Below are 15,876 nucleotides of genomic sequence, written 5' to 3'. Positions count from 1 at the left end.
AAACCCTGCGTTTAGGTAAATAAAAAAACGCCCCTAAGTAGGGGGGTGGCTTTGGTTTACAGGGTTTTCAATCTGCTTATAAACTAATCACATTGATACTTTCTTGTGCATTAGAACAATGATTCAGTCAAATTTAACAAATACGTATGCATGAAAACCTTTATTTGACAAATAAATGCTGATTATAAATTAGTATATGTTAATATTTTTCCCCGTTTCTCTCCAATCTACATGGGTTGAGAAGCACCCACGCCTTACTTACTCCGAATAAATAACACTTTTAATGCGACAGTCTTTTTGAATAAACATATTGCGACCATAGTTGTGACCCGAGCCTTGCACCAACTTATTGTGCTTCTATGCTTTTCATTGTTGATGATGGCTAAGCCAGCTATGTCACAAGAGTCACAAGAGCTCAAACTAGGTCATCGCTGTGAAAGCATTAGTCCGGTTTTCGCCTCAACCGGAGAGTGTTATCGATTACTCAATGATATCTTCGAAGGATTGATTCGAGTCGGTAAATATGGCGAACCTGAACCCGGTGCGGCAAAACGCTGGCACATTAATGCGTTGGATAAAACCATCGTCTTCTATTTAAACCCATCTAAACGCTGGAGTGATGGCTCTCCGGTTGTTGCGAATGATTTTGCGCTCGCCTGGCAATCAGTCCTGAAAACATCAAAAAACCAAAATGCATTGTACTTCGCGCTGATGAATTTAGCAGGTGCAAAAGAATACAGTGAAGGCTCCTCAAAGGTACTCAAAGGCATTCAAGTTATAGATCCGTATACGCTCCGACTTGAGTTTGATACGTTTGACCCGTTGTTTTATCAACGCACGCTAAACGCAGCACTATTTCCGGTGCCTTCACATTTTGTAAAAAAACACGGAGACCACTGGAGTAACAGAACAGATATTCCTTTTAACGGTCAGTACAAACCCATCTTGAATACTTTTTATCATTCCAGCGGGCACAACCACCTGGATTTAAAAGAAATTCATTTAGTGAAAAATACTGCACATCCTGAAAGTAGTCAGTTAAAAATACCCAAAATACACTATGTCTATGTATCAGAAAAAGACGAACCACAAAAAGATGCATTACGTTATTACACAGACCCAAAAACAGCGCTGCATATTTCTTACGTATCAGCTGGCAATACCAAATTAATCAGTAATTTTTTGGAGAGTAAGAATTGCAGCTTGATTGAACAACCCTCAACGGCAGTCTATTTATTAAGTATAAATCGTGACCGTGTTGAACCTAAACTTGTTGAAGCTATTAAGAATATCGTAGAGCCCGAAGAGGTCTTTTCACGGGCATCCCGTCGTGTTCAAGGATCACCAACACGTAGATTAGTACAGTTACCCAACCTTAAGGCCTATTCTGATCTGCCGTTAAAAAATACCAACTATGAGCTCAATAAAAGTCAACGACATGACAAGGCAAGGAAGCTTCTTCAGGAAATTGACATTAACCCTCTCTCGCCCAAAACATTGACCTTATTGGTTACCTCAGATAATAAATCGAGTCACTTGGCGAGGGTTTTAACACCTATTTTAATTCCCTTTGGCATAAAGTTAAAACTGGAACAACCCACCTCTTCTGCCAGTTTTGATAAAATGAGAGTGAGTGAAAATTACGATTTATCGATATTCCAATGGTTTGTTGCTCTGCCCGATCCTTCTGGATTTTTTATCAGCATGTCTCAATTGCCTAGAATTTTTCAAGCTGAGGATAAACGTCATTTTGATACATTAATGCGGGAGGCAAATAATAGTAAAGGCACAAAGCGTTTTGAAAAATTTAGAGATGCAGAAGAATTCTATTTGAGTAAAAGCAGCGCTATTCCCATTATTCGCCCGTCTTTAAAGCTCATGGCACATAATGATGTTTGCGGTCTTACACCGGCACAAAGCCTTATTTTTCCTTCAGCCTGGTTGTCGTGGTGTCCGAAACAATCGGAAATTCCGAACTGACTTAAAAATATTGCTCTGAAGAAACATGCCCGGGTTTGTGATTTAAATGTCTGTCCATACCACGTTTTAATAACACGGCTTTAGTATCATTCAACAAACCACTATTCCCACACAGCATCACATGCGAGTTTTCCTTGTTAATTTCCAAACCCGCTTTCGCTTCTAGTTCACCGTTCTCAATTAAGGCAGGAATGCGTCCTTTGAGTGATCCTTCATGATCTTCACGACTGACGATAGAAATAAATTGAAACTGATCGGGGTGTTCTGCCGCAAACTGCTCAATGAGTTCTGAGTAATTCAATTCGTTGGCGTAAGGAACCGCATGCACCAAGGTGATTTTTTCAAATCGCTCCCACGCTTCATCGGTTTTCAGCATCGACAAATAAGGACCTACACCCGTGCCTGTAGAAAGCATCCACAGGTGTTTGCAATCCGGAATTTGTGATAATACAAAAAAGCCAACGCAAGGTTGTGCAATTTCTAAAGTATCACCCGGTTTTAAAGCTGCCAAGGCATTTGACACTTTGCCTTCTGGCACAGTGTTGAAATAGACCTCGGCATATTTTTCATCAGGGGTATTGATTAACGAGTAGGGATTAGCAAATTTATCTAATTCACCTTCATCGTTTTCTGCTTCGATTTGCAAGCGTGCAAACTGACCCGGTTTAAAAGGCAATAGCTCAGCGTCGAAGATCAGGGCAAAGTGCCTATCTGTCAATTTTCGGTTTTCGATAACCGTTGCTGGAACCCAGTTTGCTGCCATTTTATGTATTCTCTTATGGTCACCCCCCCACTTTCAGGAGGTTTTTTATGACCGGTCTAATGTAACCCCGATCTAATCGGGTCTATTAGCGATAAATCTATTCAGGGACGAAATTGTCGACTGACGATGGACCTTCCCCTAATAAGAACTTTTCCATTTCTTCTTCAAGAAACTTACGGTCTTTAGGATTGATTGGCGATAAACGATACTCATTGAGTAACATTGTTTGATGGTTTACCCACCCTTGCCATGCTTCTTTTGAGATATTGTCATAAATCTTCTGTCCTAACTCACCCGGGTAAGTCAGTGTGTCTAAACCTTCTGCTTCTTTACCTAACTTGATGCAATTAACCATTCTTGCCATGTTTCTGTCCTTTAATTTCTAGTAACGTATTTATTAAGTTTTTGTCTTCAAATTTTTCTAGATTTTTCTAAATTTTTGATCAGATCACTGTCTAACCAAGGTGTTTAAAAGTGTGCTTACAGGGGCTGCAAGACCACCATTGAATTCTGTGTTGACGTTATACCAGAGCTTGTCTGTTTTCTCCATCACACTCATTTTAATGGGGGCTTTAAGCTGAATTATCAAGGGTTGAATGTGTAATTTGAAGTGACTAAACGTGTGGCTAAGCACATCGTGTCGTTGCACTTTTTCGCTCCATTCGCCCAGAAACTCCTGTGTCCAGTTTTCAGCCTCGTGTTGTGTTTCGAACTGAGGAAAACACCAGAGTCCGCCCCATATTCCTGTCGGAGGACGCTTCTGCATAAACACATCACCTGCTTCATCTTTAACGATGAGCATAATCGTTTTTTTCTCGGGGATGATTTTCTTCGGCTTTTTAGCAGGCAATTCAGCTTGTCGACTATCAGCAAACGCAATGCAATCGCTTTTCATCGGGCAATCATCACAACGTGGTTTACTGCGGGTACACAGCGTTGCACCCAAGTCCATAATGGCCTGAGTGTAATCAGCGTTGCGCGTTTTGGGTGTGGTTTGTTCGGCAAGCGTCCACAGTTCTTTTAACACCGCAGATTTTCCTGCCCAGCCTTCCACCGCAAATACCCGACTTAGCACGCGCTTTACATTACCGTCCAAAATAGGTTCTGGCAGATTACTGGCAATGGATAAAATCGCCGCGCCGGTAGAACGGCCAATGCCTTTTAAGTGCTGGATATTCTCAATATCACGAGGAAACTCGCCATTAAATTCATCCCTTACCATTATCGCTGCCGCGTGCATATTGCGCGCACGGGCGTAATAACCTAAACCTGACCAGTGCTTTAAGACTTCATCCTGCTCGGAGTTTGCCAAAGCAGTCACGGTAGGAAACGATTCCATAAAGCGTTGAAAGTAAGGGATGACCGTTTTCACTTGAGTTTGCTGCAACATAATCTCAGACACCCAGACACGATAGGGGCTGATATCTTGTTGCCATGGTAAATCTTTACGACCGTGATCATCAAACCAGTGCAGTAATTTATCTGCGAACGATAATTTATTTTTACTCATATATTTTTGTAGGGGGTGGCTAAGCCGTCATGTGGATGAATCAAATTGATAACGGAAAAATTCAACGCTTGGGTCAGCATCGTCAAAATAAGGGGTGCAATGTTTAAAACCATAGTGTTGATAAAGGTGCTTTGCTGATTCCATTATCGGTAGGGTTTCTAACACCACTGTTTCATAACCCATTGCCTTTGCACTCTCCATTGCCGCATTAAACACCTTTTTGCCTATGCCTTTTTTACGGTGCGATTCCCGCACAAACAAACGTTTAAATTCCGCTTCTGTTTCTGCTTTATCGATTCTTGGTCTAATTGCTGCGCAGGCGACTGGTTCGTCGTCATCAAACACCAAATAAATTGCTCCCTTTGGGGCGGCATAGCGACCGGGCAAACTCGCTAATTCCTCTTCGAACCCCTGAAAACAAATATCCACATTTAACCAAGCCTGATATTCACGAAAGAAATCACGGACTATCCCCATATCTTCAGATTGTGCTTCAACTATTTTCATTTGGTCACCCCCCTACTTTGAAGGCATATTTTTTTCAGAAGAATTTAAATAAAAGCTTAGCGTTAATTCTGCTTAAGAAACTCGCCGCTTTGGTGCTTCCACATGGTTGCATATTTACCGCCTTTATCAAGTAATTCCTGATGCGTCCCTTGCTCAATGATTTTACCGCTATCTAGCACTAAGATTCGGTCCATACGCAAAATAGTGGATAAACGATGTGCAATCACAATCGCCGTTTTCTCTTCAATTAGCTCAAAGATAGCTGATTGAATTTGTTTTTCGGTGATCGAATCCAGCGCGCTTGTGGCTTCATCCAACACCACAATCGGCGCATTTTCAAGAAACGCTCTGGCGAGAGCGATGCGTTGCTTTTCGCCACCTGAAAGCTTTACGCCGCGTTCACCCACCATTGTTTCAAACTGCTCTGGCAGGCTTTGAATAAAGTCCAGGCAACCTGAGTTTTTAGCCGCTTTGATCAACGCCTCTTCACTGACTTCATCACCCAGTAAAATATTTTCTCGCACGGTTCGGTGAAACAACTCGGGTTGTTGTGGCACTAATGAAATCTGATTGCGTAATGATGACAGAGTAAAGTCTTTGGCATCCTGCCCATCGAATAAAATCTTGCCTTGTTGCGGTTCAAAAAAGCGAAACAGCAATTTAGTCAGTGAAGTTTTTCCTGAACCAGAATGCCCCACTAAGGCAATCTTCTCACCGGGTTTTATATCCAGCGAAAAATCTTCGAACAATCCATCCTGACTTTTGTCACTGCTTGAATAGGCAAAATTAATGTTTTTGATTTGAATGCCACCCTTACTGATCTTCAAATCTTTGGCGGCGGCAGAATCTCGCTCGAAATCATCATTTTTAAAGACATCCGCCATCTCTGCGGCATCGGCTAAGGCTGTGAAAAAGTTTCTGAAATTTCGTCCGAATTCCCATAGACGCTGCACCAAAATCAACAGAATCGATTGGAATAAAACGAATTCGCCCACATTAAATAGACCCAGCTCCCACTTACCAATCATTTTGTACACCAGTACCAGCTCGATGCCCATGGTCAAAAAGCCCTGAACTGCAAATGAAACAAACATCAATATCCAGGCGATCTTGGTTTTTTGATAAACCACATCGGCTTTTTCATCGATGTTGTTTTGTTCGCTTTTTTCTAGGGCGAAGCTTTTAACAATAAAGATATTGCTGATTGCATCAGAATAGGCACCCCCCAACTTTGAGTCACTTTCTGCAACGGCTTTATCGTATTTCAATTTCCAGATGGAGAAACCCACGCTCCAGATAATGAATCCAATCACCCATACCAGAAAATAGTAAGCAAACTCAGGGTAGTGTTGATAGAAAATAATAAAGGCGATCGAGATGCTTAATACATTTTGTACAAACTGGAAAATAAACCAGTCCACAATCACTTCATAAGAGCGTGAAAAACGTCCTGCCTGTTTGATTAAACTGCCCGAGAAATTATTTTCGAAATACAGAAATTTCTGACGTTTCAATACCTTGAAGCAGCGCTTGTTCAAGAGGCGCATACCACCGCCATCAACAGGCACTATACCGATTTCAAGCACACGCCAGGATAACCAGATACCGGCATAGAACAGGACAATCATCCAGAAGTTATGCAACATCATCGAGCTGGTTTCTACGCTAAAAGGCTCGGCAAAGCCATTCGCTATATTTTTATAAAAAACAGGCACATAGATCCCTAGGAACGTCGCAGAGACAATCCCGATCATTACCAGTAAAAATGCCCATCGCACTTGCAATGCCACATTGATATATTCTTTAAAAATGGTTTTCATAAGAGGTATTTATTAGATTTCACCAGAACTTCGCACAGTGTACTTGATAAGTCGCGCTTAAAGCCGCATATTTGATTCATCTCACACTAATTTAATCTTGGAGTTTCACATGGGTGCAGTTGGAAAAGTATTTTCATTATACAAACCCTCAACCTGGAAAGAAAAAGGCCTTAAGTGGACAATAGGAATGTTTATTGTCACCTTGCTCATTCTGTCTATTTTACTGATGTTTTACTGGAGCCGCGAACCCGCTCGCTTTGATGTAAATACCAATGCGCAAAACTATGCCGATGAAATGGGCGCTGAAATGGTAACTGGCTTTACCACGACCGCAACGTTATCTCAGCTGATGAAAACCCTACTCGACAAACCCGGTGGATTCCTTGAAAACGATCGCATGCCTCCCGGCGTATTCATGGACAATATGCCTAATTGGGAATTTGGTGTACTGGTGCAAGCGCGTGATCTGGCATTGGCGTTACGAAATGATTTAAGTCGTTCACAATCGCAGTCGCAGGAAGATGATGACTTAATCAACACCGCAACTAAATTTCATACAGACACCAATTTATGGATTTTACCACCTGCCGAAAGCCAATACAGAGATGGCATCAAAACACTGGATAAGTATCTTGCAAGATTATCCAGCACAGGAAAAAACAATGCACAATTCTACGCACGTGCTGACAATTTAGGTGACTGGGTAGACCTAGTTAAAAAACGCCTGGGATCATTAGCGCAAGAATTGAGTTCTAGTGTGGGTAGAGAGCAACTGGATACGTCACTGGCTGGCGATAAAAACGCCAAACAATCGACGCCGAATGCAGAGTCTAACTATGTTAAAACGGGCTGGTTTAAAATCGATGATGTGTTTTATGAAGCACGTGGTCAGACCTATGCACTGATTCATATCTTACGTGCGATTGAAGTCGATTTTAACGACGTGCTAAAAGACAAAAATGCACTGATTAGTTTGCGTCAGATTATTCGTGAATTGGAAGGTACTCAGCAAGCTATCTGGAGTCCTGTGATTCTTAACGGTAAAGGTTTTGGCTTTGTAACCAATCACTCTTTGGTGATGGCGTCATACATATCACGTGCTAACGCAGCCTTGATTGATCTTGAGAGGTTGTTGAAACAAGGTTAACGCCCTAAGTCTTTTTAAACTGATCGCGCATTTGCCGTTGTGTCAGTTTCTAAAGACAGTCTTCAAATCCTTTTATATGTGTATCGAGTACACTAAGTGCTTGATGCGCCTTTTAAAAGAATAATCAACATCACGAAAACTCCCCTCAAAGTAGGGGGGTGCCTTTAATCTCTTTTTCCGGTTATTCACTCGTTTTCATCAAGGTTTAATTGCGAATAATTCTCATTTAATTTAAACTCTCGCCACTCTTAATATTTAACGCTGTAATGAATAATCAGTCTACAAATCAAACATCTTCCAAAGCAGGATTTCGCTTACCAAAGCTGAATCGTTGGAATGTTTCTATTGTGACGATCGCGTTATTAATGGCGCTACCCGTTCTGGTTGTCGCAAGCTTTTTATTTCAGCCTTTTAATGAAAACTGGACGCATTTATACGATTACTTATTAAAGGATTACATCACTAATTCTTTAATTCTAATGGTCGGCGTTTCTGCTGGTGTGTTGAGTATCGGTATCACCACTGCCTGGTTGACCAGCATGTGCGAATTCCCCGGACGGCGTTTTTTTTCCTGGGCTTTATTATTGCCATTAGCAATTCCTGCTTACATCATCGCTTATACCTACACCGGCATGCTGGATTTTGCGGGTCCTCTTCAGACCTTACTGCGTGAAACGTTTGGCTGGAGTGCAAGGGATTACTGGTTTCCTGAAGTACGCTCAATCGGTGGCGCCATCCTGATGCTGTCGTTAGTGCTTTATCCGTATGTCTATATGATGGCACGCGCGGCATTTTTGGATCAATCGATCGCGGTACTTGAAGCAAGTCGCACCCTCGGTAATTCACCACTACAAGGATTTTATCGTGTGGCTTTACCGCTGGCACGCCCTGCGATTGTGACGGGTTTATCGTTGGCGCTGATGGAAACACTCGCTGATTACGGCACGGTTCAATATTTTGGCATCCCAACGTTTACCACGGGTATTTTTCGTACCTGGTTTGGCGTGGGCGATGGTGGAACGGCTGCTCAATTAGCGGCGTTATTATTAGGCTTTGTATTCGCATTGCTAATGCTAGAGAAGTGGTCACGTAAGCGCGCAAAATTCCATCATTCCACCAATAAATATTCAACCATCAAACGCTATCAAATGAAAGGCTGGATGGCCGCTTTAGTCGTGTTTGCCTGTTTTATGCCGCTGTTATTGGGCTTTATAATTCCTGCCTTGCAGTTATTCGTGTGGACATTCACCACCGCAGAAGAAGTGATCGATGCATCCTTTTTTGTGCTGGTGGGTAATAGTTTAATGCTCGCGGCTTTGGCAGCATTGATTGCTGTTAGCATTGCCTTGTTATTGGGTTACGGCAAGCGATTGCGCAAAACCAAAGTCATCAACACCAGTGTGAATGTCGCTTCAATGGGGTACGCCATTCCGGGCACCGTTATCGCAGTGGGCGTGATGGTACCTTTTGCCTGGCTCGATAATAGTATTGATGCGTGGATGCGTGAGCACTTCGATATCTCCACTGGCTTAATATTCTCAGGCACCCTGTTTGCGCTGCTATTTGCCTACACCGTGCGCTTTTTAGCGGTTTCCATTCAAGCCATCGATTCTGGTTTAGGTAAAATTAAACCAACCATGGACGACGCTGGTCGCTCACTAGGCTTAACACCTTTCGGTGTGCTTCGTCGGATTCACATGCCGATAATGCGCGGCACGGTATTAACCGCCTTGTTACTGGTATTCGTGGATGTATTAAAAGAATTACCCGCAACGCTGATTATGCGCCCCTTTAACTTTAATACCTTAGCGGTTCGTGCCTATGAAATGGCGGCGGATGAACGTTTACCCGATGCCGGAGCACCATCTTTAATGATTGTTTTAGTTGGAATCATTCCAGTGATATTGTTAAGCCACGCCATTAGCCACTCCCGTGCTGGAGAACACAAATGAAAATACTCCACGTTGATAACGTTTCCATTGCTTATGATCAAAACGAGGTTGTCACACAGGCAAGTTTTGAGTTAGATAAAGGTGAAATTGGCTGTCTACTAGGGCCTAGTGGTTGTGGCAAAACCACCTTGTTACGCGCCATAGCTGGTTTTGAACCGATTACACACGGCAGCATAAAACTAGTCGACACAACCGTTAGCAACGTCGGTTACACGATGCCGCCCGAAAAAAGAAATATCGGCATGGTGTTTCAGGATTTTGCACTCTTTCCTCATCTGACTATTGCTGAAAATATTGGCTTTGGCATACGCCACTTGAGTAAAAAAGATAAATCAGAACGTATTAAACAATTACTAGAACTCATCAATCTGCAAGATTATGGCTCGCGTTATCCGCATGAATTATCCGGTGGGCAACAACAACGTATTGCGCTCGCACGCGGCTTGGCACCTAAGCCCGATTTATTATTACTGGATGAACCATTCTCCAGCATGGACGCCGAACTACGCGAAGAATTAGCCAGAGAAGTCCGCAGCATTCTGAAGCACGAAAACATCACCGCCGTATTAGTGACCCACGATCAAAATGAAGCGTTTGCGATGGCAGATAGCATCGGTGTAATCAATCAGGGCAAGTTACTGCAATGGGGAAGTGGTTACGAGTTGTATCACGAACCCGAATCATTATTCGTCGCTGACTTTATCGGCTCTGGAGTATTTATCGATGGCGAAGTAATGGAAGGCAATGTCATCAAAACATCGCTCGCCTCTTTGGAAGGTATCTCCCCCCCCGAATGTAAGCCGGGTTGTAAAGTGAAAGTATTAGTACGCCCTGATGACATCGTTCATGATGACTGCAGTCCGCGTAAAGCGAAAATAGTATCCAGAGTTTTCAGAGGTGCAAATAACCTTTTCACCCTGGAAATGGAAGATGGCACGCAACTATTATCGCTGGTGCACTCACATCATAATCACGAAGTCGGAGAAGAGCTGGGAATCATCATGGAATTTGAGCATTTGGTGGTTTTTCCGGATAAGCCTCAATAAATCCGAACAAGACTAATCTTAATGGCCCCCCCCCTACTTTAGAGCACTTTTTTTAGATATTTAAACCCATTCACAAACATAAAAATTATTTTATGGGTGAATCAAAGTGGGTGACCTTTGACTTCTTTGGCAAGGAATCGTACTAAAAGTAATGTCAGATTTTCTCGACGTGATTTATCTGGCCATACAGCATAATAACCCAGTGGTCTTAGTTTCCACTCTGGAAGCACATGGACTAATTCACCCGAATCAATAAGATCTTCAACCAAGTGAACAGGTAGAATTGTTACGCCCAGGTTTTGGAGTGTAAAGTGCTTTAAAGCTTCAGAACTGTTTAAACTTATCGAAGCATTTTCTTGAATGGTGACAGACTCACCCGTAGTTGAAATTAACTCGATAGCACTAGGTCTACTCTGAAAGCGTAACCAATCCCAGTCTTTTAAGTCTGATGGGTGTTTTGGTATTTGGCGACCTTCTGCATATTTCTTACCAGCAACAAGAAGTCTCCCACTCTCCCCCAATTTACGAGACATCATAGAACTATCTTCTAATAAGCCTACTCGAACTACCCGAATACTCAAATCAAGGCCTTCTTCTAAGATATCCATGACTTGATCTGAATAGGTCAACGTTAAAGATACTTTTGGGTGCTGACGAGCAAACTCAGCTATCGCGGTAGAGATCGTTGAAGAGGCTAGAAAAGCTGGAAGTGCAATTTTCAACGAACCAATAGACTCCTGAGAAAGTACATTAAGCTCGTTTAATCCAGCTTCAGCATTTCTCGTGATTTCAGCGGCATAAGCGTAAAACTTCTTACCCTCATTGGTAAGGAAGAGTTTGCGTGTCGTTCGATGCATCAGAGTAACGTTAAGATATTGCTCAAGGTCTGACACCGTTTCACTGACTCTTGAAGGTGCTATACCAAGTGTTTTCGCTGCAGCACGAAATGACCCTTCATCCACCACACTCGCAAACACACTCATGTGGCGCAGGTAATTTATCATTGTTCCGAATACCAGAATTATGAAATACATTTATTGTATCTACTCAGAACAATAAGTAAACGATATATTTAATCCCACAACTCGCAGTGGTAATTCAACTGCTTGAAACATTTAATTAAACGATCAAAAAACAGTATAAAAAGGTACTCTGATGAACACAGCAAAGAACAAGGTAAAAAAACAATTAGCGCTAGCCATCGCAGTGGCATTAGCCACTCCTTCAATCGCTTTAGCAGAAGGATTCTATGTAACGGCACAGCTTGGTGTTAGCGAGCAAGCGAGCGATTCTGAACCGACAGGTAACAACATTGCAACAGATTCAGATTTCCCTGCAAAGTTTGATTCTGGTGACAGTAGCGTTGCTGGCATTGGTATCGGTTACAAATTCAGTGAAAAGTTTCGCATTGAAGGCCGTCTTACTCACCGCGATGGAGACTTCAATGACAAAAATATCGGATCTGGAGCACGAGCAGGTGAAGAATATGTCCTCAACGGTAACATCGAAAGCACAGCCCTGACTGTAGAAGGTTTTTATGACTTTCCAAACAGCACATTATTCACACCATACATTAAAGCGGGATTAGGTGTATCTGACAACAGTTACTCAGCTCGACTTGGTGGCGCAGGTGTAGCAGCATTCGATGCCTTTGATGGAGCAGCCGACGGTTACTACGATGCCTATGCAGACGGAGATTCAACAGAACTCTCTTGGAATGTTGGTATTGGTGGAAACTATAAGTTATCTAAGCGCACTTCGATCTACGGCGAATATCAGTATGCTTCATTCGGTGATGTGAAAACTGGATCGGATTCTTTTACCGATGGATTTAAAATAGACGATGTTTCGGCACATGAATTTGTAGCGGGCGTTCGTATAGATTTCTAAATTTACGTCAATTAAAACCCCAAAAAAACAGCCCTCTCTCTGAGGCCTGTTGTTTAATGAGTTGTTTAATGAGTTGCATCATACTTACAATAAGCCCCACCCCACCTTTTGAGCTGTTTTTTAAAAAAGTGCTCATAAGGTGGGGGGTGGCTTAATCAATTAACTTAAACAGGCTCTACCAGAAGCACAGCCCCTTTAACGCCAACTACCTTAACCGAAGTACCTTCTGCAGTGTCAGGCCCCTGTGCTTTCCAGGTTGATTCGCCGACTTTTACGCGCCCACTACCATTGATAATGGCTTTTTCAACTTCGTATACATTACCAGTAAGTTCGTGTTCGAGCTGACCCAGCGTCGGGTCGTCTGTATTTGCTGATTTGCGGCTGAAAAAGGTACGTCCCACTAAAATGGAGGCAATGCTCGCAATTGAAAATATAATAAATTGCATTTGCCAGCTCATTTCCGGCAATGCTAATAAGGTTAAGCCAGTTACACCCGCTGCAGCACCCATCCACATAAAAAATGCGGCAGGGGAAAACACTTCAAGAATCACAAGTACAATGGCGAAAACCCACCAGTGCCAAAATTGAAGATTATCAAAAAGCCCGTTGGTTAAGCCTTCCATTATTTTTCTCCGCTCTTATCACTGCTACCAAACGTTTCTTTGGTAATTTCTGCGATGCCGGCGATTGATCCCATCAGACTAGCTGCTTCCATTGGCATCATTACGATTTTAGAATTGTTTGCAGAACCTATGTCTTTAAGTGCCTCAGTGTATTTTTGCGCAACAAAGTAGTTGATAGCTTGCACATCACCTTGGGCGATTGCTTGAGATACCATGGTCGTTGCTTTGGCTTCTGCTTCGGCTAAACGTTCACGTGCTTCAGCTTCTCTGAATGATGCTTCTTTCTCACCTTCTGCGGCTAATATTGCAGATTGTTTAATGCCTTCTGCATTCAGTATTTGTGCGGCACGTGTACCTTCGGCTTCTAGTATCAAGGCACGTTTTTCACGTTCTGCTTTCATCTGACGACCCATCGACTCGACAAGGTCCATTGGTGGGTTGATGTCTTTAATTTCAATACGTGTGACTTTGATTCCCCACGTTGCTGCCGCTTCATCGACCACCACGAGCAGTCTGGAGTTAATCTCGTCACGCTTGGATAGCAACTCATCCAGATCCATCGAGCCCATCACACTACGGATATTTGTCATCGTGATATTTAAAATCGCACGATACATATCATTTACGCGATAGGCTGATTTAGCCGCATCCATTACCCGAAAGAACACCACGCCGTCTGCTGTTACCATCGCGTTATCTTTGGTGATAACTTCTTGCTGAGGTACGTCAGCGACCTGTTCCATCATATTGACTTTGGCACCGATGCCGTCAATAAATGGAATAATAAATTGTATGCCTGGCTTCAAGGTACGCGTGTATCGACCGAAGCGTTCAACCGTATATTCCATCCCTTGAGGAACACGCTTGACGCCCATTATGATCATAATAATGGCGAATACGACTATGACTATGGGTAACAATTCCATGAAAATCTCCAGTTAATATTTATATTTATTTGGGCAATTAAAATTGATTATATTTTAATCAATAATGAGGGCAAAACGCCCGTTTTTCAAGTAGATTCCGATATGCAGCAACCAAAATGAATATTGTATAAGGTGCCATTAAACGCTAGTCTTTTTCCATGACTTCAGAGATTGCTTCAAAACACCAAAAACACCCTCAAACAAATACCTGGATTGTCGGTTGTGGTGATATCGGTAAACGCGTTGCGGCATTATTGGCTACTGAAGATCAACGGCAAGCTCAAAACCTAAAAGCGATCGTTTCTTCTGCCGAATCTGTTGAGCATTGCCGGCAATGCAATATCGATTCTTATGCGCTTGATCTTGATAGTCACTATTCGCTGGATGGTTTCAATTTTGATCAAGCCGATCTCTTTTATTTTGCACCACCAACGCCATCGGGTACTGAAGACCTTCGATTAAAGCAATTTCTCCAAAACCTAGGCAGTGCTAAACCTCGACGTATCGTTTTGATAAGTACCACAGGTGTTTATGGCGATAGTGCAGGTGAATGGATTGATGAAAATACAGCAGTAAACCCTAAAGCAGAGAGAGCAATAAGACGCTTATCCGCCGAACAAACATTGCAAACATGGTCTGAAAAAACAGACTCTGAATTCATGATTTTAAGGGTACCCGGAATTTACGCCAAGGAAAGATTGCCGCTTGAGCGCCTTAAAAAAGGCTTACCGGTGATTAATGCAGATGAAGCAGGTTACACTAATCGCATCCATGCTGATGACCTTGCGCAAGCGTGTGTTGCGGCCATGAATTGTGAATTTAGCAATGAAATAATCAATGTCACCGATGGCAACCCTAGCACCATGACGGATTATTTTAATAACGTAGCTGATTTTGCTGGTTTACCGCGCCCGCCACAAATCAGTCTGGAAGCGGCAGAAAAAACCTTAAGCGCAGGGATGGTTTCGTATATGAAAGAGTCTCGACGGATAAGAAACGATAAAATGCTTGGATCATTAAAAATTAAATTACGCTATCCGGATTTAAAAACTACCTTGCAGCGCTCGGTATAGCTAAGTTTGTCTGATCTTCGCTTTCATGAATCAAAACGTTCTAATTATTCAATTAGACCTATCTTAGTATCCTTCCTATATTATAGAAGTTAGTTGCGTCTGCGACTTTCATAAAAAATCTTACCAAATTTTTTTTATAAATTTCTATAACAACAAAGGAGAAAAAATTATGTCTCTTAAAGGAACCAAGACTGAGCAAAACCTGAAAGATGCTTTCGCAGGTGAATCTCAGGCAAACCGTCGTTACTTATACTTTGCAGCAAAAGCTGACGTTGAAGGTTACAACGATGTCGCTACTGTTTTCCGTTCAACTGCTGAAGGTGAAACAGGACATGCTCATGGTCATCTTGAATATTTAGAAGAAACGGGCGATCCAGCAACAGGCCTTCCATTTGGTCCTACTGCTGACAACCTAAGAACAGCGGTTGCTGGTGAAACTCATGAGTACACAGATATGTACCCAGGAATGACCAAGCAAGCTCGTGAAGAAGGCTTTGACGAAATCGCTGACTGGTTTGAAACGCTAGGAAAAGCGGAGCGTTCACACGCTAATCGTTTCCAGAAAGCGCTAGACAATCTAGACGATTAATCTTCATTTAATTTTGAAGATTTCTCCCTCTCTTATTCCTTAAGAGGGGG

At 42.5% G+C, this 15,876-nt stretch carries 15 protein-coding genes; 7 read left to right on the top strand and 8 right to left on the bottom strand.

Annotated elements, in window-relative coordinates:
- Window positions 1-297: 297 nt before the first annotated feature.
- On the top strand, window positions 298-1,980 hold the full coding sequence (locus tag EV695_RS05105; protein WP_131904816.1) for an ABC transporter substrate-binding protein: 1,683 nt from the start codon (window positions 298-300) through the stop codon (window positions 1,978-1,980).
- A gap of 1 nt (window position 1,981) precedes the next feature.
- Here EV695_RS05105 and EV695_RS05100 read toward each other — a convergent pair whose 3' ends face one another.
- From EV695_RS05100 to EV695_RS05080, 5 genes are all read right to left on the bottom strand, one after another.
- On the bottom strand, window positions 1,982-2,743 hold the full coding sequence (locus EV695_RS05100) for a ferredoxin--NADP reductase (protein ID WP_131904815.1): 762 nt from the start codon (window positions 2,741-2,743) through the stop codon (window positions 1,982-1,984).
- A 97-nt stretch (window positions 2,744-2,840) separates the two neighbouring features.
- Window positions 2,841-3,107, bottom strand: coding sequence for an oxidative damage protection protein (locus tag EV695_RS05095; RefSeq protein WP_131904814.1), 267 nt, complete (start codon window positions 3,105-3,107; stop codon window positions 2,841-2,843).
- An 84-nt stretch (window positions 3,108-3,191) separates the two neighbouring features.
- A complete protein-coding gene (gene mutY / locus EV695_RS05090; protein WP_131904813.1) occupies window positions 3,192-4,253 on the bottom strand; it encodes an A/G-specific adenine glycosylase in 1,062 nt (353 codons plus the stop codon).
- A 27-nt stretch (window positions 4,254-4,280) separates the two neighbouring features.
- Window positions 4,281-4,760, bottom strand: coding sequence for a GNAT family N-acetyltransferase (locus EV695_RS05085; protein ID WP_131904812.1), 480 nt, complete (start codon window positions 4,758-4,760; stop codon window positions 4,281-4,283).
- Window positions 4,761-4,822: 62 nt separating this feature from the next.
- Window positions 4,823-6,580, bottom strand: a complete 1,758-nt coding sequence (locus tag EV695_RS05080; RefSeq protein ID WP_131904811.1) for an ABC transporter ATP-binding protein — start codon at window positions 6,578-6,580, stop codon at window positions 4,823-4,825.
- 109 nt (window positions 6,581-6,689) lie between these two features.
- Here EV695_RS05080 and EV695_RS05075 point away from each other — a divergent pair, with 109 nt between their 5' ends.
- The 3 genes from EV695_RS05075 to EV695_RS05065 all read left to right on the top strand — a co-directional run bounded on the left by EV695_RS05075 (window position 6,690) and on the right by EV695_RS05065 (window position 10,725).
- Window positions 6,690-7,727, top strand: coding sequence for a DUF2333 family protein (locus EV695_RS05075; protein WP_131904810.1), 1,038 nt, complete (start codon window positions 6,690-6,692; stop codon window positions 7,725-7,727).
- A 266-nt stretch (window positions 7,728-7,993) separates the two neighbouring features.
- Window positions 7,994-9,679 (top strand): ABC transporter permease, encoded by a 1,686-nt coding sequence (locus EV695_RS05070; RefSeq protein WP_131904809.1) that lies wholly within the window; start codon window positions 7,994-7,996, stop codon window positions 9,677-9,679.
- A complete protein-coding gene (locus EV695_RS05065; protein ID WP_131904808.1) occupies window positions 9,676-10,725 on the top strand; it encodes an ABC transporter ATP-binding protein in 1,050 nt (349 codons plus the stop codon). The genes EV695_RS05070 and EV695_RS05065 overlap by 4 nt, the downstream gene beginning before the upstream one ends.
- A gap of 101 nt (window positions 10,726-10,826) precedes the next feature.
- Here the strand turns inward: EV695_RS05065 and EV695_RS05060 are convergent, their stop codons facing one another.
- A complete protein-coding gene (locus EV695_RS05060) occupies window positions 10,827-11,759 on the bottom strand; it encodes a LysR family transcriptional regulator (RefSeq protein ID WP_207906949.1) in 933 nt (310 codons plus the stop codon).
- Window positions 11,760-11,880: 121 nt separating this feature from the next.
- On the opposite strand from EV695_RS05060, the gene EV695_RS05055 reads away from it, so the two are divergent.
- Entirely contained in the window at window positions 11,881-12,615 is a 735-nt protein-coding gene (locus tag EV695_RS05055; RefSeq protein ID WP_131904807.1) for an outer membrane protein, read from the top strand.
- A gap of 164 nt (window positions 12,616-12,779) precedes the next feature.
- Here the strand turns inward: EV695_RS05055 and EV695_RS05050 are convergent, their stop codons facing one another.
- Both EV695_RS05050 and EV695_RS05045 read right to left on the bottom strand, forming a co-directional pair.
- Window positions 12,780-13,238 carry an NfeD family protein gene (locus tag EV695_RS05050; protein ID WP_131904806.1) on the bottom strand — a complete coding sequence of 153 codons (459 nt, stop codon included), beginning with the start codon at window positions 13,236-13,238 and terminating at the stop codon, window positions 12,780-12,782.
- Complete coding sequence (locus EV695_RS05045) at window positions 13,238-14,164, bottom strand: SPFH domain-containing protein (protein ID WP_131904805.1); 927 nt, start codon at window positions 14,162-14,164, stop codon at window positions 13,238-13,240. Before EV695_RS05045 ends, EV695_RS05050 begins: the two co-directional genes overlap by 1 nt.
- A 158-nt stretch (window positions 14,165-14,322) precedes the next feature.
- Between EV695_RS05045 and EV695_RS05040 the strand changes: the two genes are divergently transcribed.
- Both EV695_RS05040 and EV695_RS05035 read left to right on the top strand, forming a co-directional pair.
- Window positions 14,323-15,237 (top strand): SDR family oxidoreductase, encoded by a 915-nt coding sequence (locus tag EV695_RS05040; protein ID WP_131904804.1) that lies wholly within the window; start codon window positions 14,323-14,325, stop codon window positions 15,235-15,237.
- Between the two features lie 169 nt (window positions 15,238-15,406).
- The gene (locus EV695_RS05035) at window positions 15,407-15,826 is read left to right on the top strand and encodes a rubrerythrin family protein (RefSeq protein WP_131904803.1); all 420 of its coding nucleotides are present in this window, start codon (window positions 15,407-15,409) and stop codon (window positions 15,824-15,826) included.
- Window positions 15,827-15,876: the final 50 nt, after the last annotated feature.

The sequence above is a fragment of the Cocleimonas flava genome (genome assembly GCF_004339015.1).
GTDB lineage: Bacteria > Pseudomonadota > Gammaproteobacteria > Thiotrichales > Thiotrichaceae > Cocleimonas > Cocleimonas flava.
The sequence above is the reverse complement of the archived record's forward strand: the minus strand, read 5'-3'. Positions and strand labels throughout refer to the sequence as shown.